19 protein-coding genes are annotated in these 23,813 nt (G+C 38.9%); 6 read left to right on the forward strand and 13 right to left on the reverse strand.

Annotated features, from left to right (window positions below; all coding sequences use genetic code 11):
- Positions 1-158: 158 nt before the first annotated feature.
- Together B0169_RS09310 and miaE are read right to left on the reverse strand one after the other, a co-directional pair.
- On the reverse strand, positions 159-2,039 hold the full coding sequence (locus B0169_RS09310) for a DUF885 domain-containing protein (protein ID WP_077285699.1): 1,881 nt from the start codon (positions 2,037-2,039) through the stop codon (positions 159-161).
- A gap of 201 nt (positions 2,040-2,240) precedes the next feature.
- Positions 2,241-3,023 carry a tRNA isopentenyl-2-thiomethyl-A-37 hydroxylase MiaE gene (miaE, locus tag B0169_RS09315; protein ID WP_077285700.1) on the reverse strand — a complete coding sequence of 261 codons (783 nt, stop codon included), beginning with the start codon at positions 3,021-3,023 and terminating at the stop codon, positions 2,241-2,243.
- A gap of 443 nt (positions 3,024-3,466) precedes the next feature.
- Here miaE and B0169_RS09320 point away from each other — a divergent pair, with 443 nt between their 5' ends.
- The 5 genes from B0169_RS09320 (at position 3,467) to B0169_RS09340 (ending at position 6,882) form a co-directional block, all read left to right on the forward strand.
- Positions 3,467-3,808, forward strand: coding sequence for a ssr3402 family protein (locus tag B0169_RS09320; RefSeq protein WP_077285701.1), 342 nt, complete (start codon positions 3,467-3,469; stop codon positions 3,806-3,808).
- A gap of 159 nt (positions 3,809-3,967) precedes the next feature.
- Entirely contained in the window at positions 3,968-4,996 is a 1,029-nt protein-coding gene (locus tag B0169_RS09325; protein ID WP_077285702.1) for a formylglycine-generating enzyme family protein, read from the forward strand.
- Positions 4,974-5,510 (forward strand): hypothetical protein, encoded by a 537-nt coding sequence (locus B0169_RS09330; RefSeq protein WP_077285703.1) that lies wholly within the window; start codon positions 4,974-4,976, stop codon positions 5,508-5,510. Before B0169_RS09325 ends, B0169_RS09330 begins: the two co-directional genes overlap by 23 nt.
- A gap of 280 nt (positions 5,511-5,790) precedes the next feature.
- Positions 5,791-6,069 carry a hypothetical protein gene (locus tag B0169_RS09335; protein WP_077285704.1) on the forward strand — a complete coding sequence of 93 codons (279 nt, stop codon included), beginning with the start codon at positions 5,791-5,793 and terminating at the stop codon, positions 6,067-6,069.
- 213 nt (positions 6,070-6,282) lie between these two features.
- Complete coding sequence (locus tag B0169_RS09340) at positions 6,283-6,882, forward strand: Yip1 family protein (RefSeq protein ID WP_077285705.1); 600 nt, start codon at positions 6,283-6,285, stop codon at positions 6,880-6,882.
- A 70-nt stretch (positions 6,883-6,952) separates the two neighbouring features.
- On the opposite strand, the gene purF is transcribed toward B0169_RS09340, so the two are convergent.
- From purF to fabB, 11 genes are all read right to left on the reverse strand, one after another.
- Positions 6,953-8,470, reverse strand: coding sequence for an amidophosphoribosyltransferase (gene purF, locus B0169_RS09345; protein WP_077285706.1), 1,518 nt, complete (start codon positions 8,468-8,470; stop codon positions 6,953-6,955).
- Positions 8,471-8,502: 32 nt separating this feature from the next.
- Positions 8,503-8,985 carry a CvpA family protein gene (locus B0169_RS09350; RefSeq protein ID WP_077285707.1) on the reverse strand — a complete coding sequence of 161 codons (483 nt, stop codon included), beginning with the start codon at positions 8,983-8,985 and terminating at the stop codon, positions 8,503-8,505.
- Positions 8,986-9,056: 71 nt separating this feature from the next.
- Positions 9,057-9,689 (reverse strand): SPOR domain-containing protein, encoded by a 633-nt coding sequence (locus tag B0169_RS09355; protein WP_077285708.1) that lies wholly within the window; start codon positions 9,687-9,689, stop codon positions 9,057-9,059.
- Between the two features lie 246 nt (positions 9,690-9,935).
- Entirely contained in the window at positions 9,936-11,213 is a 1,278-nt protein-coding gene (folC, locus tag B0169_RS09360) for a bifunctional tetrahydrofolate synthase/dihydrofolate synthase (protein WP_077285709.1), read from the reverse strand.
- Positions 11,214-11,223: 10 nt separating this feature from the next.
- Positions 11,224-12,081 (reverse strand): acetyl-CoA carboxylase, carboxyltransferase subunit beta, encoded by an 858-nt coding sequence (gene accD, locus B0169_RS09365; protein ID WP_077285710.1) that lies wholly within the window; start codon positions 12,079-12,081, stop codon positions 11,224-11,226.
- A gap of 157 nt (positions 12,082-12,238) precedes the next feature.
- Complete coding sequence (gene truA, locus B0169_RS09370) at positions 12,239-13,021, reverse strand: tRNA pseudouridine(38-40) synthase TruA (RefSeq protein ID WP_077285867.1); 783 nt, start codon at positions 13,019-13,021, stop codon at positions 12,239-12,241.
- Positions 13,022-13,155: 134 nt separating this feature from the next.
- Positions 13,156-17,274: a FimV/HubP family polar landmark protein gene (locus tag B0169_RS09375; protein WP_158077071.1), complete on the reverse strand. Its 4,119-nt coding sequence runs from the start codon at positions 17,272-17,274 to the stop codon at positions 13,156-13,158.
- A gap of 279 nt (positions 17,275-17,553) precedes the next feature.
- A complete protein-coding gene (locus B0169_RS09380; protein WP_077285712.1) occupies positions 17,554-18,579 on the reverse strand; it encodes an aspartate-semialdehyde dehydrogenase in 1,026 nt (341 codons plus the stop codon).
- A 13-nt stretch (positions 18,580-18,592) separates the two neighbouring features.
- The gene (locus tag B0169_RS09385) at positions 18,593-19,720 is read right to left on the reverse strand and encodes a 4-phosphoerythronate dehydrogenase (RefSeq protein WP_077285713.1); all 1,128 of its coding nucleotides are present in this window, start codon (positions 19,718-19,720) and stop codon (positions 18,593-18,595) included.
- Positions 19,721-19,754: 34 nt separating this feature from the next.
- Complete coding sequence (locus tag B0169_RS09390) at positions 19,755-20,105, reverse strand: 5-carboxymethyl-2-hydroxymuconate Delta-isomerase (protein WP_143323500.1); 351 nt, start codon at positions 20,103-20,105, stop codon at positions 19,755-19,757.
- A gap of 254 nt (positions 20,106-20,359) precedes the next feature.
- On the reverse strand, positions 20,360-21,574 hold the full coding sequence (fabB, locus tag B0169_RS09395) for a beta-ketoacyl-ACP synthase I (protein ID WP_077285715.1): 1,215 nt from the start codon (positions 21,572-21,574) through the stop codon (positions 20,360-20,362).
- Between the two features lie 178 nt (positions 21,575-21,752).
- Here fabB and mnmC point away from each other — a divergent pair, with 178 nt between their 5' ends.
- Positions 21,753-23,768, forward strand: a complete 2,016-nt coding sequence (mnmC, locus tag B0169_RS09400; protein WP_235838533.1) for a bifunctional tRNA (5-methylaminomethyl-2-thiouridine)(34)-methyltransferase MnmC2/FAD-dependent 5-carboxymethylaminomethyl-2-thiouridine(34) oxidoreductase MnmC1 — start codon at positions 21,753-21,755, stop codon at positions 23,766-23,768.
- Positions 23,769-23,813 lie beyond the last annotated feature (45 nt).

A 23,813-nucleotide genomic window follows, 5' to 3' on the forward strand; every position in this document is an offset into this window, starting at 1 on the left:
CTAGATTATCTCTTTATTAGATTTAGCCTGCTTTGATATATGATTGCCAAAACATAACATATAAAAAAATGCCTGAACTGTCGTTCAGGCATTTTTATTTAATGCGAATAAAATAAATATATTAACGCAATACGCTACTCAGGATCTCAAGCCTTTAGCTACTTAGCCATTTCACTATTAACCCAGTCATTAACTCGACGCTCTAAAATAGCTAATGGCATAGCACCACCGCCTAAAATAGTATCGTGGAAACCTCTAATATCAAAACGCTCACCCAGTGCTTTTTTAGCATTTTCACGCAGCTCAATAATTTTCAGCATACCAATTTTATATGAGGTAGCTTGGCCGGGTAAAACTAAGTAACGGCGTACTTCAGAAATAATGGCTTCTTCAGCTATCGGCGTTTTTTCTTTAAAGTAAGCAATGGCTTGTTCTTCTGTCCAACCTTTGGCATGTAAGCCAGTATCAACCACTAAACGAACTGCACGCCACATTTCATTGACTAAACGACCAAAATCAGAATAATCATTTTTGTACGCGCCCATTTCTTTTGCCAATAGTTCTGCATACAAGCCCCAACCTTCACTGTAAGCCGTAAAGTTTGCTTGCGTTCTAAATTGCGGCACTGAAGTTAACTCTTGTGCAATCGATATTTGCATATGATGGCCTGGATTGCCTTCATGATAGGCAACGCCTTCCATTTCATTTTTAGGCATGGATGACATATCCGATAAGTGAGCATAATAAACCCCTGGACGGCTGCCATCTGGCGTGCCAGGATTATAATGCTGTGCAGCACCGTCTTGCTCTCTGAATGCTTCGACACGTTTAACGACTAAATCAGCTTTTGGCAAAAGACCAAAGTATGTCGGTAACTGCTTATTTATGAAGTCTAAGTAAGTTTCCGTATCGGTAATATACCCTTGACGGCCCTCATCTGTGTTGGGATAGAAAAACTGTTCATCGGTTTTGATAAAATTAAAAAATGCCGGTAAATCACCTTCAAAACCCACGCGATCTTTAATCGCGATCATTTCATTGGTGATACGGGCAACTTCTTTTAAGCCTATGTCATGAATTTCATCTGCTGATAAATCTGTAGTTGTTGACACGCTGATCATATAATCATAAAAAGCTTTACCATTATTTTGCGTAGAAACCCCCGTTGGATTACTTGCCGTATTAACAATGTCACTTTCAAACCAAGCAATTAACGCTTGGTAGCTTGGCAAAAATGCTTCAAGTAGTTGTGCTTTTGCATTTGCTTTCAAGGTTTTTGCTTGTTCAGCCGTAATTTTTTCAGCATCAACTAACGCTGTGATTTTTCTTTGTACGTCCATCCAAAGCGGCGAGTCTGTTGCCCCTTCTGCCGTTGAGAAGGGTATACCCGCAATCAAATTACGAGATTGTTCAATAACACCTTCATAAGCAAACTTAGGCGGACGCGTGCCCGCTGCCGCATTTTCTTTTGCTCGAACTAATAATTGATCGATAGCCGTACTAACGCCAGCAATACGCTTAATATATGCCTGCATGTCACTTAACTCATCAACACGGTGAAAGTTAATTAAAAATTGTGCGGCAAACGCTTGTATACCGTTAAATTGAGTGAAAATATAACCGTTATTATTAAATTTTTGACCTGCTTGGGCTTTTTCATTTTGATAAAGCCAAATATCGTATGAAATTTTAGCTTCAGGACTAAGCTTGTTGTAATCAAAATTAGCTTTTAAATCTGCTACTGTTTTGGCCTGCCATGCTAGCTGCTTTTGCTCAAAGGCTTGAGACATATCGTTTATTTGGTCGTATTTTTCTTTACGCCCTAAAAACGTCAACATGATCGGACTGCTTTGTAATTGCTCTTCATACTTAGCAGCAAACCAGTTGTTCAAACGTTCAGTTTCGCTCAACTCTGCTTTTCCAACGCTCTGAGTTGCTATCGCTGAGGTTGACGCTTGAGAAGCACTCGATGAAGAGCTGTTAGGCTGGCAAGCAGATAAGCACGCTACCGCGCCGATTAATGCAATCATAGTGCGCATCAATTATTTTCCTTATTTATAAGCTGTGAAGTAAGCAAGTTATAAATCAACGTTAACTTGCCAAGTTAATATACTATCCATTTAGCTAAAGCGGATATATCCAAGTAAGCAACATACTAGCTATTTATGCAGTGAATGAAAAATCTTAACAGTAAATTTTTACTGGCTATGACTTAGCGGTAAATATGAAAAATTCGCTCTCTATTCAGCTCTCGCTACAGGTATTCCACTGTGGAACTTAAGGTCTGTATCTGGACTAGTGATTAGCTTTGCTTCAACATCAGCAAAAAAAGCAATACGGCTAGCCACCTTTTCGCTTTGTTCTGGGCCTGCAATCTCATGCGCTAAAGTAAGGTAATCTTGATAGTGACGTGCTTCAGAGCGCAATAAAGAAAAATAAAAGTCGCCAAGTTTTTTGTCTACATGGGGCGCAAGTTTAGCAAAACGTTCACAAGACCTTGCTTCAATATAAGCACCGACAATTAATTTATCAATCAAAGCGTCTGGTTCAAAAGTTTTTACATGTCTTAACATCCCTTTTGCGTAGCGACATGGCGTTATACTACGATATTCAACACCGTAATAATCCATCATTTCCAGTACTTGATAAAAATGATGTAATTCTTCTTTGATCAATAACACCATTTTATCGATCAGATCCTGCCCATATGCTGAGTCAGACTTAGGAATAACGGCTTTAGTTAGTTTATTTTTAGCAGCAAGGTCACGCCAATCACCTTCTCGCTTATAAATAAGGGCCTCAAATGGCTGTAACCAAGCTAACAGTGCATCTCCACCAGTTTTATCAACAGCATATTTTCGAATTAAAAACATTGCTGATTGCGCGGCTTTTAACTCACAAATCAGGTGATCAATTAATATAACTGATAGGTTTTCTTTTTTGGCCGCTTCTTCAAGCCAAGCTTCGGGGGTTTCACATTTTAGAAAAGATGTAATTGGCGCTAGTAGTTCTCTAGTCAGCATTGAAGTAACTCATCACAATAAACTTTAAATAGGATTGAATTTTATCATAATCATATTACCTGCCATGAGATAAATTATAATAATATTCAAATTATCTCATGGCACTGCAGCCAAATGCGATAGCAAGCAGTAACGGCAGTAAATAGAAGAAATTAACTATCAATTCGTCACTCCTAACTTACTATTAATACCGCTATGATTAAGGAGTTTAGCTGCAATTATAGCTATTCAAACTATAAGCCACACCGCCTAAAAATAAAAGGCAACAATGAGGGCTATTTCGCTAGAGACTGTAATAAGGTTAACGTTATCAGTGCCTCGATAGTTTGCTGGCTGTATTTTCAGGATCATCGATAAGTTAGGGCAGCACGCTGCTATGCACTTTCGACTTTTTTTTATCAATGCTACAATTTTATCAGGCGATAATAAGGTAAAAAGTAACGATGAAATTATCTACTCGAATCTGTTTACTCACAATACTACTGTTTTTGTGTTCATTGTTCGCACACAGTGCATTATCACCTTCGATGCTGAAATCAAGAGATCTCACTACGTTAATTGAGTTTATAGAGCAACACCCAAAAGTCGCTGATACGCTTGAATATATAGATGTTGTAAATTACATCATAACTTTTGATGAAGGTTGCAAAGCCTATTTTGAGCGCCCTAGTGCCAGTATCTTTGCCTTATCGAGACCAGGCCCTCAGCCGATGATTCAATTCAAAAACAGTACTTGCTCGTTGACCTATGATCTTAATGGTAAAAGCAGCAACTTTAACAACTAAGCAAACTAAGCAAACTAAGCAAACTAAGCAAACTAAGCAATTTATATACAAAAATAATAAAGAAAAGCGCTTATTTAGCGTTTTAACAATAAGTTAACTATGCTTTTTCTGGTCATAACCTTGCTCTAAATTGCACACCATAATTCACTGGAGACAGTCGTGCTTGTATTCAGGTTAAGTAAAATAATTGGCTCGGTGCTATTACTGAGCAGTTATATTTATACGCTAAAAGCTCAGAGTGATGAACTAGCTCAGGCACCACAACAAACTTCACATCCAACTTTTGCCAACGTCAGCGTTGAAATGGTTGCTATCCCTTCAGGTAGTTTTTTGATGAATAATGAACCGGTGCCACTCAACAAAGCCTCAAATTATCCTATCGAGGTGGCAGCCTTTGCACTGAGTAAAACAGAAGTTACGTTTGCTCAATGGGATGCATGTTTTAGGTCAGGAGCTTGTAGCTACCGACCTCATGACCAAGGTTGGGGGCGTGATAACCGTCCTGTCATTAACGTCAGCTATAATGATATTACACAAGAGTTTATTCCTTGGTTAAGCAAAGTCGATGGTATTGATTACCGATTGCCAACAGACGCTGAGTGGCAATATGCGGCAAAAACAGGAAGCACTACAAACCACATAACAAGTCATGAGCTTAAATGTCCACAAGTACAGAATAAGCACTATTGTATGTTGGCAGATAAAACCCTAGGGGTAGCTTCATACCAACCTAATGCAATGGGTTTATATGATTTATACGGAAACGTTTTAGAATTGACGCAAGATTGCTGGCCCTCCGACCATACCATTAGTAACAATCAAAACTTACAAGAAAATGATTGCGATAAACATATTTTACGCGGTGGCCACTGGCGAGATATAACCAAGGCATTAAATATCAGTTATCAAGGTGATTGGGCAGAAAGCAAACAGCGAAGCAAATTCATAGGCTTTCGTTTGGCTCATGACATCAACCGTTTCCAAGAACTTGAAGTAGGTCAAACGCTGGAGTTTCTCTTGGCAAGCGAAGGCGATCCAGATGAGGTAATTCAGGCTTTGCCTGATGGTGAGTATTTCAGTTCCTACTATTACCATCAATCAAATACTTCTTATATTATTAACACAGAAACAGGCTATATTTGTGCCATATCAATAGGCAAACACAATGGCGTTTGCTCCCCTTTTTAATCAACAAAGCGATAAAATATTAATGAAATACACGCTAATAATTTTTTTATTTCTAGGGATTTTTTCAACCAAAGCCTTAATGACTGAAGACTCATTAGCAGGTGTGCCAATTGGTATGCCTATCAGTATAGTTTTAAGTAAATTTCCCAGCTACGCTGTTGAGAGTAACTTCAACACGACAGTAAATGATTGCTATTACTTGAGGAGCAGTTCCTCTAATACTGGGGTTGATATTATGATTGTTGATAATATAGTCGTACGAATAGATATCATCGAAAACTCAAAAGTTACGACGAATCAAGGTATAGGAATAAGTTCTTCTAAAAGCGAAGTTATCAAAGCATACCCGCAACTTATCGCAAAAACTCATCCGTACTTAGGGCAAGCAGGTCAATATTTAACAGTCAAACTGCCCTCTGGCAATAGCATAGTGTTTGAAACAGCTTTTGATGTTGTTACAGAATACCGGTTAGGCCGCGATCCCGAAGTTAGCTATATTGAAGGCTGTAATTAGTTTCATTAACATTTTTAACCACTAACTCGTCATTTGTATACACTAACCTAAACCCAAAAGAACACATCATATGCCCTTAACGCATAGCAGTAGTGAATTAAAAGGTAGCTGTATGACTCTTAACACTCCCCCGCAAGCCCAAGCGCTTTGCCAATGAACTTCAGTACTAAATTGAAAAATAATCAATTAACTAAAAAAAATCTTCACTATTTGATATGATATTGCATTCATACGTTAACGGAAGCTACTTATTTTTTACCAAAATATAGTGAAAAACACGATGAAAAAAACAGATGCGAAATCACTAACAGATAGACACGAGTCACTTACCCATAGCGAACAACAAACGGTTGTTTCACACGTTCAACGTGAAGTCGATGATTGGTATCTTAATACCATTATGTTAAAAGGTGTTGATGTTCCTTTTAAGTACCGCAGAAAAAAGCGCTATAAATCATTACAAAGCCAACAAGTTAATATTACCTATTATCCAGCAAATGAAACGGTTGCAGGCTTTGAAATTGAAATTATGAAAATTGTTCGCATTAAAGTATGTTGATCACATTTATTGATAAAAACCACCAGTAACAGACTGGTAGATGGCTAAAAAAAACTATTTTAGCCGAAATATCAATCAATTCTTGACGAATCCCTCACCATCTTACATAAATAGTATATCAACAATAAAAAAAACAATGTTGATGTGAAGCTAAAGCCGCAGAGTTTAACTTAATACCTGCATGATATTTTTGGGGACAGAGAGGTATACAACATGATCTTAAATCATATATGGGGGCTTTATACTGCACCTAAAAAAGAGTGGCAAACCATTGAGAAGCGCCACGAAAGTTTAATGTATTCTATGGTACACATTTTCACCATCGCACTAATCCCAGCAATTTGTAGTTATTATGCTGCAGCGCATATCGGCTGGACAATTGGAGCAGGAGATCCAATCAAATTAACCGAGTCTAACGCTTTATTTATGTCAGTAGCTATGTATATGGGCTTGATATTTGGCGTATTATCACTGGCTGTATTAATTCAATGGATGGCAAAAACTTTTGATTCAAAACCTGACTTTACTCAATCTTTAGAATTAGCCGCCTATGCTGCGACACCTTTATTGATGGTGGGACTAACAGCCTTATTCCCCGTACTTTGGTTTGTAGTACTCGCTGGGCTCGCTGCGCTATGTTATTCGGTATATTTGCTTTATTCAGGGGTGCCGATCATGATGAATATTCCTGAAGAAAAAGGCTTTATTTATTCTAGTTCAGTGGTCACTTGTGGCTTAGTACTTATTGTGGCGCTGATGGCAGCAAGTGCAATTGTTTTTAACTCTGGTTTAGGTGTCGAATACATAAGTTAACTGAAAAACATAATAAAAAAAACCGCTGAATTAGCGGTTTTTTTATTTAAAAATACTGAGTTTTAATAAGTTATTCAGCACCTTCGTTATGCATATCAATAATTGAATCAGCATTTTTGTCTGAGGTTTCTTTCGTTTCGTTATTACGCATTGCGTCTAATCGATCTAAATAACCTTGATCAATATCTTTAGTGACATATTCGCCATTGAATACTGATGTTTCAAATTCAGTAATGTCTGGATTTGCTGTTGAAACCGCAGCAACTAAATCTTCTAATGTTTGAAAAATTAATTTATCAGCCCCAATTAACTGACAAATATCATCAAGCTCTCTGCCGTGAGCAATCAATTCGTTAGCGCTTGGCATATCAATACCATAAACATTAGGGAAACGAATTTCTGGTGCTGCAGAAGCAAAATACACTTTTTTAGCGCCAGCAGCTCGTGCCATTTCGATAATTTGTCCTGATGTTGTACCGCGAACAATAGAGTCATCAACAAGCAGTACATTTTTTCCAACAAATTCCGCAGTAATAGCATTAAGTTTACGACGCACAGATTTTTTACGTTGTTCTTGCCCTGGCATAATAAAAGTACGACCAATATAGCGATTTTTTACAAAGCCTTGGCGATATGGAATATTAAGGTGACGAGCAATTTCTAGGGCGGTATCACATGAGGTTTCAGGAATAGGAATAACCACATCAATATCTATGTCATCCCACTCTTTGGCAATTTTGTCGCCTAGTTTTTTCCCCATATCAACGCGCGAGCCATAAACAGAAATCTTATCAATTGATGAATCTGGACGAGCAAAGTAAACATACTCAAAAATACACGGATGGAAAGTTGGATTTTCTGCGCATTGCTGACTATGAATTTTACCTGACTCAGTAAAGAAAATAGCTTCACCAGGTGCAACATCACGCACAAATTCAAACTCGTTAGCATCAAGAGCTACTGACTCAGAAGCGACCATGTACTCAATGCCCGTAGCGGTTTCACGCTTACCAAACACTAAAGGTCGAATGCCATTAGGATCACGAAATGCTACCATGCCATAGCCGATGATTAAGGCTACAGTTGCATAAGCCCCACGAACACGTTTATGAACGTTACTTATGGCAGTAAAAATATCACTTGGATCAAGTGTTTGTTGATCTGAGCTTTGTAACTCATGACCTAAAATATTAAGCAGTAACTCAGAATCAGAAGTTGTATTAACATGACGACGTGCCTCGGTATTAAGCCAAAGCTTTAATTCATCTGCATTGGTTAAGTTACCATTATGCGCTAAAGAAATACCAAACGGCGAGTTTGCATAAAAAGGCTGAGCTTCTGATGAACTTGATGTACCTGCAGTAGGATAACGAATATGACCAATGCCAATATTCCCTTGTAGACGTAACATATGGCGCGTATGAAAAACATCTTTCACTAGGCCATTACCTTTACGTAATCTAAAGGTATTATCGTGAATAGTCACAATACCTGCTGCATCTTGACCGCGATGTTGTAACACCGTTAAACCATCATATAATGCCTGACCAACGGGTGTTTTACCGACAATACCAACAATACCACACATGAACTTACTCTCCGACGAACTAAGTTTAAATACTAAGTTAAAAAACTTGATGATTGTTTGAGGTACTCAAAAAACCATTCAACTATTAATGTAAATTCTGGAATCAATTGAGAATTTTGCCACCATATTCGCGAAGAAGCGGGCGTAAATGCATCCATAAAAAATAATATAGCCGCAGTGATCAAAATACCTCTTAAAGCACCAAATACGATACCAAGCATTCTGTCGGTGCCTGATAAACCTGTTTTGCTAACAAGTTGACCAATAATATAATTAACGAGTGCGCCTAAGATTAAAGTGCAGATAAATAAAATAGCAATCGAGGCCGCATTACGCAGTAGTTGATCGGAAATATTAGTTAGTAGGGTCGACAAGTTTAAATAGAAGCTACTTGCGACAAAAAAGGCACTGATCCAGACAATTAAGGAAACAGCTTCTTTGACAAAGCCTCGCACTAAGCTTATTAAAGCTGAAATGCCAATGACTGCCAAAATGGCATAATCTATCCAAACCATAAATCGAATTTTCTCATTGATTAGTGGCGCGCATTCTACCAGAAGCCTGATAGAGTTTGCTAATGATTTTATTATTTAGTCGGGTAAAAACGTGCAACTTTTCCTTGCACATTTGTCAACTTTTTCAATGCTGGAAGTTTTTCTTCTAAGGATGATTTTATCAACTCAGGGCCAACAAAAACTTTGGTCAACTTACCGTTTTTGGTTTTAATTGGTTTAGTAAAGGCTGTATAGCCCTGTTTTTTCAACTTACTGACCAAGTCGTCAACATTATTTTGATGACGAAAGCTGCCTAATTGAATAACCCAAGCCTGTTTAGGTACTGCGGTACTCGGTACTTTTTTTGCCACTAAGTCTAGCGTTTTTTTTGTCTCTGCTTGAGTGGAATCGGCGGTAAATGATGGTTCTTTATCCAAAGTTGAAACCGTTATCCCCTTTTCAGTGAGTGCTTTACTAGCATCAAGAGCGCCACCAAAGTCCAGAGCAACATCATCAGAAATTACTTCCTTAGGTAATTTACTGAGCTTCTGCTGTGGAAATGCTTTATTTGCTGGAGGAAAATCTACCTTAGGGGCTTTTGGGATCGTTTCAAAGTTATCTTGATAAGTTTTTTTGTCACCATCAAGAACATCAGGTAAAAATATAATAGCGACAGCAGCAACAATAATGGTACCAACTAAACGATTTTGAAACGGTGTAGACAAAATATACTCCAAACTTTGCTAAACTAACCCCAGTTCGGGTTAAGCTACTTTACCCATAATGCTATTTAAACGCCTATCAATATTATTTTCATGCCCAATAGCTATTGGTTTGTAAAAGTGCCTTGCTAAGCGCCTCGATGTCATAGTTGCGCTTTTGTTAATCTTTTACTTTAATAATACCGTGAGTAATTTAGCCTATAACACTATAAGTCAACGGGTTATAAACCCCGTTGACCCGAGCTGAGATTAAACTAATAAACGTCTTATTTCAGCAACCGTGTGAAAAGATCCGAAAACCAGAACAAGATCAGTTGCTTTTGCATTTTGTTTAGCCATTTTAAATGCCTGAGAGACATTGTCAAAACAATTCACCTTACTTGGGTTTATTAGCAAGTGCTTAGCAATTTCTTCTGCCTTGCAACCCCGAGCAACATCAAGGCTACCTAAATACCAATGCCCAACTTCAGGTAGTAAAGCAGCCACGGTATTAGTAATGTCTTTATCAGCTAACATGCCCAGTACGGCATGGACCTTAGGATAATTAAGTTCATGTAACTTAGCAGCTAGGTATCGCGACGCTTGTGGGTTATGACCAACATCTAAAATAACATCGCCGTCAATGCTGAACTTCTCCATCCTCCCTGCAACTTTAGTTTCGGCGATAATTTGATTTAAAAACTGACTATCGAGCGATAGGGCAAGTTTGTCTGTCAAAATCTCTAACACCATAATTGCCGTTGAGACATTATCTTGTGGGATATGGCAAGCATTGAGTGCCGTGAAGTAATTTTGCTCACTAGACCAAGACCAATCGACGCCATTGTCGCTTAGTGCAACAGTAAAGCTCTGTTCACGAAAAAATGCCTTAGCGGCAATATTATCAGCGTGAACGGCTAATGATTTAGGCGGCACTACATCGCCAATAACCACAGGCTTATTACTTCGCATAATGCCCGCTTTCTCAAAGCCAATAGCCTCTCGCGTATCACCTAAAAATGCCTGATGATCTAAGTCAATAGTGGTAATTACAGCAATATCTGCATCAATAATATTGGTCGCATCTAAACGTCCACCTAAACCCACTTCTAAAATAATAACATCAGGCTGTTCAGCCATTAGCACAATGAAGGCCGCCAACGTTGTGTATTCATAATATGTTAACGTTATATCACCGCGAATAAGCTCTATGGCTTCAAACGCATTAACGATAGCATTGTCATCAACTTCACAGCGATCAATCCGTAAACGTTCATTAAAGCGCTCTATATGTGGTGAAGAGTAAACCGCACAAGTTAGGTTTTGCGCTAAAAATGCATTTTCTAAAAATGCACAGGTTGTGCCTTTGCCGTTTGTACCGGCAACGGTGATCACTGTTGAGTTAGCAAAATGAATATTGAGTTTTTCTGCCACGGCACTAATACGTGCTAAACCCAGATCAATTTCAACCGAATGGATACTTTCTAAATAAGAAAGCCACTCAGTAAGATTGCTCTTAAATGAATGGCCTTTAATCATTTTTGACATGAATTTACCGTTATGGTGTTGGGCTATCTTGTCCCATAAATTTTGCAAGCATACGTGCTAAAGTGCTACGCATTTCACGGCGATCTACAATTAAATCTATTGCGCCTTTTTCTTTCAAAAACTCACTGCGCTGAAAACCTTCAGGTAGCTTTTCACGTACAGTTTGTTCGATAACTCGTGGTCCAGCAAAACCAATTAAAGCCTTAGGCTCAGCAACGTTAATATCGCCAAGCATAGCTAGACTTGCTGAAACGCCACCCATGGTAGGATCGGTTAATACTGAGACATAAGGTAGGCCTTTTTCACTCATTTTTGCTAATGCAGCACTGGTTTTTGCCATTTGCATTAATGAAAATAATGCTTCTTGCATACGTGCACCACCACTGGCTGAAAAGCAGACAAAAGGTAAGTTATGTTCTAAGCAGTATTCAACACCTTTAACAAAGCGCGCACCAACAACCGAAGCCATTGAACCGCCTAAAAAAGCAAACTCAAATGCAGCAACAACGATCGGTTGCCCATGAAGTTCACCTCTCATAACAACTAAAGCATCTTTTTCACCGGTACTTTTTTGCGCTGCAGAGATACGATCTTTATAGCGTTTAGAGTCTTTAAACTTAAGAATGTCTTGCGCTTCAAACTCTTCACCTAACTCAACGCGTTCACCTTGGTCAAGAAAGCCATCAATACGTTTACGCGCAGAAATGCGCATATGATGATCACACTTTGGACAAACCGACATTTGTCGGTCTAACTCAACTTTATATAGAACCGCGTTACAGCTAGTACACTTACTCCAAACACCTTCCGGAATATTTCTTTTTTGTGTCGACTTTGCTTTTGGGAGAATTTTTTCAATCCAGCTCATAATATATTTTTTGCCTATGCACGAGAAATTCAATAATTGTTCAAAATACAATCACTGAATATAAAATTTTACTATTCACATATATAACTTTGAATTAGACCATAGAACACCTATACAATTATAGGAAAAACTGGTCTGTTTTCTTGGTTATGGCTGATTATAGTAGAAACAATGGTCCTGGGCTACGCTTGGGAATACCAAACTCTTCAGGGTAATCCACATCAACAAAGTATAATCCAGCTGAGGGAGCTGTAATGCCTGCCACACAGCGGTTCTTTGCCTCTAGCACTTCATTAATCCAACTCACTGGCTTAAGTTCTTGGCCAACTTTCATCAAACTGCCTGCAATGTTTCTCACCATATGGTGTAAAAACGCATTGCCTTTAACGTCAATAATAACAAACTCACCTTGGCGAGAGACATTACAATGATATAGCGTACGTATCGGTGAGTGAGATTGACAGTGTACGGTTCTGAATGAAGTAAAGTCATGACGACCAACTAAATACTGAGCAGCTTGATGCATTAAGTTTTCATTAAGTGGGTAATGACAAAAGCTAATACCAGAGCTTAAAATCGCTGAGCGTAAACGGCTATTATTAATAATATAACGATAACGTCTTGCTGTTGCGCTAAAGCGTGCATGAAAGTCTTCATTGACCTCTTTCACCCAAGATACCGCGATATCTTTTGGTAAATTGGTATTAACACCTAACGTCCATGCCACATCTTTTCGAACTTTATCGGTGTTAAAATGAACAACTTGATTCGTCGCATTAACACCGGTATCGGTTCTGCCTGCGCACACCACCTCTATCGGCTCATTGGCTATTTTAGATAACGCCTTCTCTAGTGACTCTTGCACACTAATAACGTTCTTTTGTCTTTGCCAACCATAGTAATTACTGCCGTCGTATTCTATGCCTAAAGCGTAACGCATTTTATCCTCCACTGCTAAGGTGTTGGCATTATCCATTATTTTAAGCTTTTTTACCAAGTCACTATGAAATAATAATAAAAAAGCATTAAAAAAAGCGGCAACGTGCCGCCTTTTTATCTAATGACTGAGCTAGATTAATTTATATTATCTAATAATTGTTGAGCATCAAATTGCTGCTGTGCATCACCTTGTTTAACAACATCAAGAAGAATCACTTCAGCATTCTCATTGTCACCAATTTCGAGATAAACTTTTGCTAGATCCAATTTAGCTGCGATGCCATTATCATCATCGTCAATATCATCTTCGGTAATGTTGCCTGAAAATTCAGGAAACTCACCCAGTCCTACATCAATATTCGTTTTCTCGTAAGGTTCAGTAGGCTTGCCATCCAATAAGCTGTCAGACAATAGTGAATCTACCGAGATAAAGTCTTTTTCGCTATTGTTATCATCAGCTTCACTGTCTTCTGCTGCATTTTCTTCGACAATATCGCTATCGAAATCATCGCCAATATCAAAGTTTTCGCTAAACTCAAATGCTTCGTTACTCGATGTACTCGTTTCTTCTTCGATATTCGCTAATAAATCATCAAAATCTAAGTTATCAAGCTCTTTAATACCATCAACTACATCTTTGTTTTCTTTTTTACTCGAATCAATACCGGCTTGCTCATCGACATAGCCATCTTCTGCTAATAAATCAGCTAAAACATTACTGTCGGTAAAATCAGGCGACAGCTCGATCATAGAATCGACTTCTTTTTCATCGTTTAACAGCTGCGACAAGGTTGACTCATCAAAATCTCCAGATAATGCTTGTAAGGTTTCCTCATCAATATTATCGGTCGTATTTTCTATCGATTCATTTTCAGTATCTACACTTAGCAGTTCATCATCTGTAATTTCAGTATCAAGTAGGTCATCACCAATATCTAGAGGTTCCTCCTCATTGATTTGAGCAGTGTCATTGACTTCGTCAATTAATGCATCAATATCAAAGTCGTCTGAAATGGCTTCACCGTCATCGGCATTACTCTGGCTATCCGGCGTATCACTGTCTTGGCTAACTTCCGACTCATCAACAAATTCATCTAATAGCTCGCTAAAGTCTGCATCAATAAAAGATTTTACATATTCATCACTAAAGTTATTAATAAGCTCAGTATTTTCATCCTCAGTACTTTCATCAGCAGAACTTTCGTTACCTGTCTCTGTAATATCTTCCGCTTCTGCATTTTTAGTTACTGTGGTTTCTGACTCTGGGGCATCATCTGCTCCATTTATTGAATCTAATAGTGCGTCAATATCATCTGGGTCTGCAACGTCAACATTTGCATCTTCATTAGCTTCTTCATCTGCGGTAACTTCTGGCTCTGGTGCATCATCAGCAGCATTTATTGAATCTAATAGTGCGTCAATATCGTCAGGGTCTGCAACGTCAACATTGTCATTGGCATCTTCAACTGCGTCTTCATCTGCGGTAGCTTCTGGCTCTGACTCTGGCTCTGGTGCATCATCTGCAGCATTTATTGAATCTAACAGCGCGTCAATATCATCTGGGTCTGCAACGTCATCATTGGCATCTTCAACAGCATCGTTATCTGTGGTTGCTTCTGGCTCTGGTGCATCATCTGCAGCATTTATTGAATCTAACAGCGCGTCAATATCATCTGGGTCTGCAACGTCATCATTGTCATTGGCATCTTCAACAGCATCGTTATCTGTGGTTGCTTCTGGCTCTGGGGCATCATCTGCTCCATTTATTGACTCTAACAGCGCGTCAATATCATCTGGGTCTGCAACGTTGTCATTGGCATATTCAACTGCGTCTTCATCTGCGGTAGCTTCTGGCTCTGACTCTGGTGCATCATCTGCAGCATTTATTGAATCTAACAGCGCGTCAATATCATCTGGGTCTGCAACGTCAACATTGTCATTGGCATATTCAACTGCGTCTTCATCTGCGGTAGCTTCTGGCTCTGACTCTGGTGCATCATCTGCAGCATTTATTGAATCTAACAGTGCGTCAATATCATCTGGGTCTGCAACGTCAACATTGTCATCTTCAACAGCATCGTTATCTGTGGTTGCTTCTGCCCCTAGATCTGGTGCATCATCTGCTCCATTTATTGAATCTAATAGTGCGTCAATATCATCGGGGTCTGCAACATCAACATTGTCATTGGCGTCTTCATCTGCGGTAGCTTCTGGCTCTGGTGCATCATCTGCAGCATTTATTGACTCTAACAGCGCGTCAATATCATCTGGGTCTGCAACGTCAACATTGTCATTGGCATCTTCAACGACGTCTTCACCTGCTGTAGCTTCTGGCTTTGGCTCTGGTGCATTATCTGCTCCATTTATTGAGTCTAACAATGCGTCAATATCATCTGGGTCTGAAACGTCAGTTTTTTCTTCCATTGAAGCATCTAACAGCGCGTCAATATCATCAGGATCTGTTACGTCCTTATTTTCTTCTACTGAAGCATCTAGCAATGCGTCAATGTCATCGGGATCTGTTACGTCCTTATTTTCTTCTACTGAAGCATCTAGCAATGCGTCAATGTCATCGGGATCTGTTACGTCCTTATTTTCTTCTACTGAAGCATCTAGCAATGCGTCAATATCATCGGGATCTGTTACTTCCTTCTTTTCTTCCACTGAAGCATCTAGCAATGCGTCGATGTCATCGGGATCTGTTACGTCCTTATTTTCTTCTACTGAAGCATCTAGCAATGCGTCAATGTCATCAGGATCTGAAACATCAGTATTCTCTTCTGCTGAAGCATCTAGCAATGCGTCGATATCCTCAGGTTTATTCATCAGATCTTCGTCTTCACTCACGACAAGGTCATCGTCAGAATTTTCAGACAAAAGGCTATCTAGATCGCCTTGTTCAACAAGATCACTATCAAGTATATCAATAGTGTCGTCGCTATCATTCGGTTCATCCTCTAAACCTGCGAACAAAGAATCTAAATCACTTTGGTCTAACTGGCCACCTTCTAGAGCATCACTCTCAACAATATCTTCATCTAGTGCCAACGTCTCTAAATCATCATCTAAAGAAATATCTTCAAGATCATCTAAGTCAGCAAGATCATCGTCGAGTTGAATCACATCATCATCGAGTAACTCATCATCAAGTGAACTTAAGTCATCTGAAAACAAGTCATCTTGTTCATCATCTGATTCAGACAAGTCTATTGATAACTCATCATCAAGCGATAGCTCGCTATCCAATGATACATCATCTTCTAAAGATAATTCGTTATCGGCCGTTTTCGGCTCTTCAGCAGCTTCAACACTAGCCTCAGGCTCTTGCTCAGTAAGTTTTTCTTTTTTCGTCGATGCTGGCTTAGCATCATTATCTTTGTTTGATCTGCGTCGTAATAAAATAGCAATTAACGCCAACACCAAAATTGCTGGTAAGGTCGCCATTAAAGCGATAAACCAAGAACTTGACATAATACTATTGCCTTCAAGCTCTGCTTTTTGCTGCTCTAGTAATAATGCCTGCTCTCTTGCTTCTGCTTTTGCTAATAAGGCCTGCTGCAGCGCTATCATGTTATCCATCTGCAGTTTGATTTCTTTGCTTTTCGCGACTTCATTTTGCATAACATCAAGCTGTTCATTAAAACTGCCTAAACGCTTACGCAATGCTTCATTTTCTTTTAATAAACTTTGTAAACCATCAATAGAGTCTAAAACATCATTTTGGATGGTTGCTAACCTTTGTTGTTGAGTCGTATCAATAGCTTTTAGTTGAACATTAATCTCTGATTTAGCCGCATCTAAATCTTTTTTATTTACCGACGCTTCTTCTGGTGTTTTAGCTTTTTTACTTACAACTTTTACTACTTTCTTTTGCCAGGCTTTATCATCACTACGTGATTTTTTCTGAGCATTCTCAGTACTAATTGCTCTCATCGCTTCAATTGATGGGATCTTTAAATATTGCCCGTTGATCATGTGGTTCAAATTACTATCTTTAAAAGCATCAGGGTTGTTTTCAAATAAAGCTTGCATGACTTGATAAACAGATAAACGAGGATCAGGGCGTACTTTAAGGGCGATATTCCATAAGGTATCATTACCCGTAATCGGGCCATAACGGTCATAAGGAAAGGCATCTGTTGATTTAGGGCCACGGATACGTATACCGCCATCTTCAGCAGAAATAGGCATACTAAAACAGCTAATGCTAATAATAAGTACCTGCCATAGGCACAGGCGTAAGAATTGTTGCATTAAAAACTTCCTATTTATAATAATGATTCGCCAATACATTGACGGGGCCAAGTCAGGAGATTGTAAAGCAAAGATTATTCCAATTATTAATAATTACTTTGATGAACTTGGTTAAATATTCTCTAGATTTTCACTATGTTATCAAATTGCCGTGACAATACTTACCATAACGTTAGTTTAATATAAGCTAAATTAGCGATAAAACAAAACAAAAAACCCGTCGCTTATTATAACGACGGGTTTTCATTTTTCTTTAATAAATCTGTGGTTTAACAGTAATTAGTATTCAGAAAGATGATCTTTGATTAATAACTCTGCAATTTGAACACTATTGGTTGCAGCACCCTTTCGAACGTTATCAGCAACAATCCACATATTAATACCACTATTGTGACTAATATCTTCTCGAATTCGACCAACAAAAGTTTCATCTTTGCCACTGGCGTCACTAATTTGAGTCGGGAAGTCTTCATCATTATGACAAACCACTAACCCCGGTGAATCACTCAATAATGCTTTAACTTCTTCAGCAGAAATAGGTGAATTAGTTTCAATATGCAAAGATTCACCATGACCGAAGAATACAGGGACTCTCACAGCCGTTGGGTTAACTAACACGGTATCATCACCCAGTATTTTTTGTGTTTCCCACACCATTTTCATTTCTTCTTTGGTGTAGCCATTTTCAAGAAAGACATCAATTTGTGGAATAACATTGAAAGCAATTTGACGAGAGAAGTTTTTTGACTCAACTGGTTTGCCACATAACAAGTCAGCGGTTTGTTTTGCTAATTCATCCATCGCGGCTTTACCACCCCCAGAAACTGATTGGTAAGTGCTAACATTTACTCTTGATATACCTACAGCATCATAAATTGGCTTTAGTGCCACCATCATTTGGATTGTTGAACAATTTGGGTTAGCAATAATATTACGATTACGATATTCAGCAAGGGCATGCGGATTAACTTCTGGTACCACTAATGGAATATCTGCGTCGTAGCGAAACTCTGAAGTATTATCAATAACAATACAACCTGCGTCACCAGCAATTGGGGCGTATTTTGCTGACGTTGCACCGCCAGCTGAAAAGAAGCCAATTTGCGCTTGGCTCCAATCAAAATTATCAGCATCTAAAACTTCAATGCTTTCACCATTAAACTCAATAAACTCACCGGCTGAGCGAGCACTTGCTAGCGGGTAGAGCTTGTTAATTGGAAAATCACGTTGTTCTAATATTTCAATAATTGTTTTACCCACTAAACCTGTTGCACCTAGTACGCAAACATCAAATTTCTGTGCCATGATCCTCTCTCTTTTATCCAGTTTTATTATTGAAGCCAAGCTGATGTGGCACATCTGAGCTCAACGCGCGATCCAAGTCGACGGTAATCGCAGAAAACTCCCGGCGAGTCGGGTAAGTTTTACGAATATGGTCAAATCCTTGGATACTAATTTGTTGACGAAAAATTGCATCGTCTCGTCTGACATCGTATACCATTTTTACCAGCTGGTTTAGCAGTATTTCATCAAACTTATGTTTAATTTCCACCTTACTTATCGTTGGTAAAGGTAAAAAGTCTGTTAGCTGTTTATTTGGTGTAATATCGAGCTGTTGACATAATGCCCGATAGAGTATTTCAGTGCCACGAGCTTTTCCTTCTAAGCTATAACCAGCAATATGTGCCGTACTGATTTCACAATAAGCTATCAAGTCAGTGAGAATATTAGGTTCATTTTCCCAGACATCAAGCACAAGCTTTAATGCATGTCCTTGCTGCTTCATCGCTAATAAGGCTGAGTTGTCAATAACTTCACCACGACAAGCATTAATCAATATTTGTTGCTCACTAAATTGACTTAAACGTTGGGCATCTAATAAGTGGTATGTCGGGTGTTTTCCTTCACGTGTTAATGGCACGTGTAATGAGACTACGTCGCATGTTAAAGCCTGCTCAAGCGAAACAAAATCTCGCTTATCCGTAGGCTTTTCTGCTAACAAAGGATCACACAGTACGTGTTTAATATTCAATGCGTTTAATTTTTCGCTTAATCGAGAGCCGGTATTACCTGCACCAACAATACCTACGGTCAGTTCAGACAAACTTAGAAGGTGTCGTTCAGCTAATACAACCATGGCACTTAGTACATACTCAGCTACAGATATAGCATTACAACCAGGAGCAGAGTGAAAGTTAATTGCCCGTGAAGCTAAGTAATTTTGATCAATATGATCAACACCAATAGTCGCAGTGCCAACAAATTTTAAGCCTTTATTACTCTGCAGTAGTGCTTCATTAACTTGCGTAATTGAGCGCACGAGCAACACGTCAGCAGAACTAACATCGATTGCTGATAAATGGCGGCCAGAAAATGCCGTCAAGTCACCCAAGTCAGCAAAAAACTCTGCCGCAAAAGGCATGTTTTCGTCATAAAAAATATTCATTTGAAGTTTTCCGCATTGCGCCTAAGAAAATTTGTTACGCACTTGTAGTCACTTTTTTTACATAACTTTCTTTTTCAATAGCCGTAACTTCAACTGAAATGACAGCGTTTTCGATACCTAAGCGCTCAAGTTGATTGCTAACACTTGTTGCCAAACTTTTTCGTTGTGACAAATCACGTCCGGATAATATTTTTAAGTTCACGTGGACAAATACTTGCTCTGCGCCAGGTAAATAAAAATCATCATAAGCACATGCACGCACCTTAATATCAGTAGCGCTAAATAATTCACTTTGATTAGCGCCCTTATAAACAGCGTGTGTTAATTGTTCTACCGGTAGTGTTTCGGTAATTTTTGCAGAATATTCAATAATACAATGAGGCATGATAAGCATACGTAATCAATAACAGACAAGGTAAGCATTGTAGCTAAGTTCGACGATAAAAAGAATATCACTTAAAGGCTAATTTAACTTGTTTCTATAATACTTTAGCCATAATTCCTAAGGCACAGTTCCTTAAGCCATAAATGATTAAGAAAACCAGAAAGACAAAAAGCCGCTAATATTAGCGGCTTTTTTGATAGAGCAAATTTAATTACCCAATAATTCAACGATGGAAAAATTATCCATACAGAATGTTAAGCTTTATATTTTTGCATAACCAATGTTGCATTAGTGCCGCCAAAGCCAAAGCTATTTGACATTACTAAATTAAGTTCCATGTCACGCTTTTCAGTAACAATATCTAAACCTTCAGCTTTCTCATCTAAGGTATTGATATTAACAGAAGGTGCAACAAAGTTATTTTCCATCATCAATAATGAAAATATAGCTTCATGAACGCCAGCAGCACCTAAAGCATGACCTGTCATTGCTTTTGTTGCACTGATCGCCGGAGAGTCATCACCAAATACTGCTTGAATTGCTCCCAGCTCTTTTACATCGCCAACTGGCGTTGATGTTCCATGTGTATTTAAGTAATCTACTTTTGCATCAACACCTTGCATAGCTTGTTGCATACAACGAATAGCGCCTTCACCACTTGGAGCTACCATATCGTAACCATCTGACGTTGCGCCGTAACCCACAATTTCAGCATATATATGTGCGCCACGTGCTAATGCATGTTCCAGCTCTTCAACAACAACCATGCCGCCGCCACCAGAAATAACAAAACCATCTCGGTCTGCATCATAAGTACGTGAGGCTTGCTCTGGTGTATCGTTGTATTTAGAAGATAATGCGCCCATACCGTCAAACATCATCGCAAGTGACCAATGAACTTCTTCACCACCGCCAGCAAATACCACATCTTGCTTACCAAGTTGAATAAGCTCAGCAGCATGACCGATACAATGTGCACTAGTTGCACAGGCTGAACTAATAGAATAGTTAACGCCTAAAATTTTAAATGGTGTTGCTAAACACGCAGAGATTGTGCTCGACATGGTTTTTGGAACGGCATAAGGACCAACACGTTTAACGCCTTTTTCACGTAATGTGTCTGCTGAATTAACTACGTTTTCTGAAGAAGCGCCGCCAGAGCCAGCAACAATTCCGGTACGGAAATTAGATACTTGCTCAGGGGTTAATTTTGAATCTTTAATTGCTTGATCCATGGCTATATAAGCATAAGCTGAAGCTTCGCCCATAAAGCGTAAAGCTTTGCGGTCAATGTGGTCTTTGACTTCAATTTCAGGCTTGCCCCAAACTTGGCTACGTAAACCTTTCTCAGCAAAGCTCTCAGAGCGAGTGATACCTGAACGTCCTGTTTGTAATGACGCTAATACTTCTTCTGCATCATTACCAATACTTGATACAATGCCTAATCCGGTGATAACTACACGTTTCATTTAAATAACCATATTCAATTAAAAATCTGGGCGTATCATACATAATTTTGCCCCCTATACTGGTCTGTCCAGCGTACACTTGTACACTGAATTTTTTCATTTTTATGACAGAGCTCTGTAATACGCGGTAAAATAACCTTTTTTTGACCCTAACAACAACTAAAAGACATTAAATATTGTGACTAATCAAACAAATATTACCTTTCAAAATGACGGTTCACCTTATTCTGAGCAATTTAATGATATTTATTTTGATACGAATCAGGGTACCAGCCAAAGTGAGTGCGTATTTATTGATGGCAATAATATTAGCGCAAGATTAGCAAAATGCCCTGAGCGTTTTGTCATTGCAGAAACCGGTTTTGGCACGGGCTTAAATTTTTTACTTACCCTTGAGCTATTTCATCGGTTACAACAGGAGCAAAACCAACCAAATACCGACAACTCGACAAAAAGCAGATTGCACTTTATTAGTGTTGAAAAGTATCCATTAACGAAACAGCAGCTGATACAGTCATTAAATGCTTTGCCACAGCTAAAACATTTTAGCCAGCAACTAATTGCGCAATACCCAGAAGCGCCAAGCAATAACGTTAACTTGACGTTTCTTGATGGTTTAGTAAGTTTAGAATTAATATTTAACGATGCCACTGAAGGCTTAGCATCGCTAAATGCAAAAGAAAAACCGTACAACCAAGCCATGATTGACGCTTGGTTTCTTGATGGTTTTTCGCCTGAAAAAAATCCTGAAATGTGGCATGAGGGGCTCTTTAAACAAGTCGCTCGACTATCCAAAGAACAAGCAACGTTAGCGACTTTCACTGTATCTGGAAAAGTAAGACGACTGTTAATTGCCACTGGCTTTCGAGTAGAAAAACGTCAAGCAAAAGGTAAAAAAAATGAAATGCTAAGCGCAGTATTTCAACAAAATCCAAACTCAGGCAAAGGCTATCAACAACGAGCCGTCATTGCTAAGCCCCAACATGTTAGTATTATTGGCGGTGGCATCGCTTCTGCATGTGCAGCTTACGCCTTAACAAATGCTGGCGTTAAGGTAACAGTATATTGCCAAGACTTTAGTGTTGCCCAAGGTGCATCGAGTAATAATATTGGCGCAATTTACCCTTTAATCCATCAACAGGCTGATGATATTAGCCTGTTTTATCAACATGCTTTTAAGCAAGCTATAGCCTATTATAAAAATATTCAAACACAAGGATTTCACTTTGATCACGACTGGTGCGGACTCCTAGAGATATCATATAAGCCGGCACTGGCACTTCGACAACAACACATCGCAAACTCTGGCGTTTGGCCAAAAAATTTAATTACCAGTATTGATGAAACTCAGGCAAGTAAACAGGCGAGTATCCCCTTAAATAATGGGGGTTTATTCTTTCCTGAAGCCGGCTGGGTTGCACCTGCGCAATTAGTAAAGCAAATATTTAAGGCCGCAGAATCGAGCAATCGTCTGCGCATAGAAACAGGTTGTAAAATTAATAAAATTAGTCAGCAAACTGATGGCAAGTGGCTAATGCATAGTACGAGTAAAAACTACCTCACCGAGGTGCTTATATATTGTGGTGGCGCTCAAGGTATTCCTTTGAATATCATTAAGCAGTTACCATTAACATCAGTACGTGGTCAGGTCAGCAGCATGGCCAGTAATGAAAAAATTGCCAAGCTATCAACCGTTATTTGCCATAAAGGCTATTTAACACCGGCAAATAACAACCTGCATTGTATTGGAGCAACATTCAAAAAAAATAGCTTTGATATCAACAGCAAGCCAGAAGAAGATCAGTACAACCTCGATATGATAGAGAAATGCTTACCTGGCATAACAACATGGCAAAACAGTGATGTTATTAGTAGCAAAGCACGTTTACGCTGTATGACACCGGATCACATGCCAATGGTTGGTGCTATGCCAGATATCGAAGCCCACAAGGCACAATATCAACATTTAAGTAAAGATAAACGCTGGCGCTATGACCAGCAAGCTCCTGTGATTAAGAACCTCTATATGATGACAGGTTTAGGTGCCCGAGGACTTTGTACTGCACCGTTGTTAGCTGATATTTTAACGGCAGATATTTGTGGTACGCCCTACCCACTCAACAATGAACAATTATTTAATCTTGCACCTAATCGCTTTATTATTCGCGATATTATTCGTCGTAAATTTGATTAACTTAAAACAAAGCAGCAGCTACTGTAAAATCAATAACTGCTGTAG

Source organism: Cognaticolwellia aestuarii, assembly GCF_002000025.1.
Taxonomy (GTDB): domain Bacteria; phylum Pseudomonadota; class Gammaproteobacteria; order Enterobacterales; family Alteromonadaceae; genus Cognaticolwellia; species Cognaticolwellia aestuarii.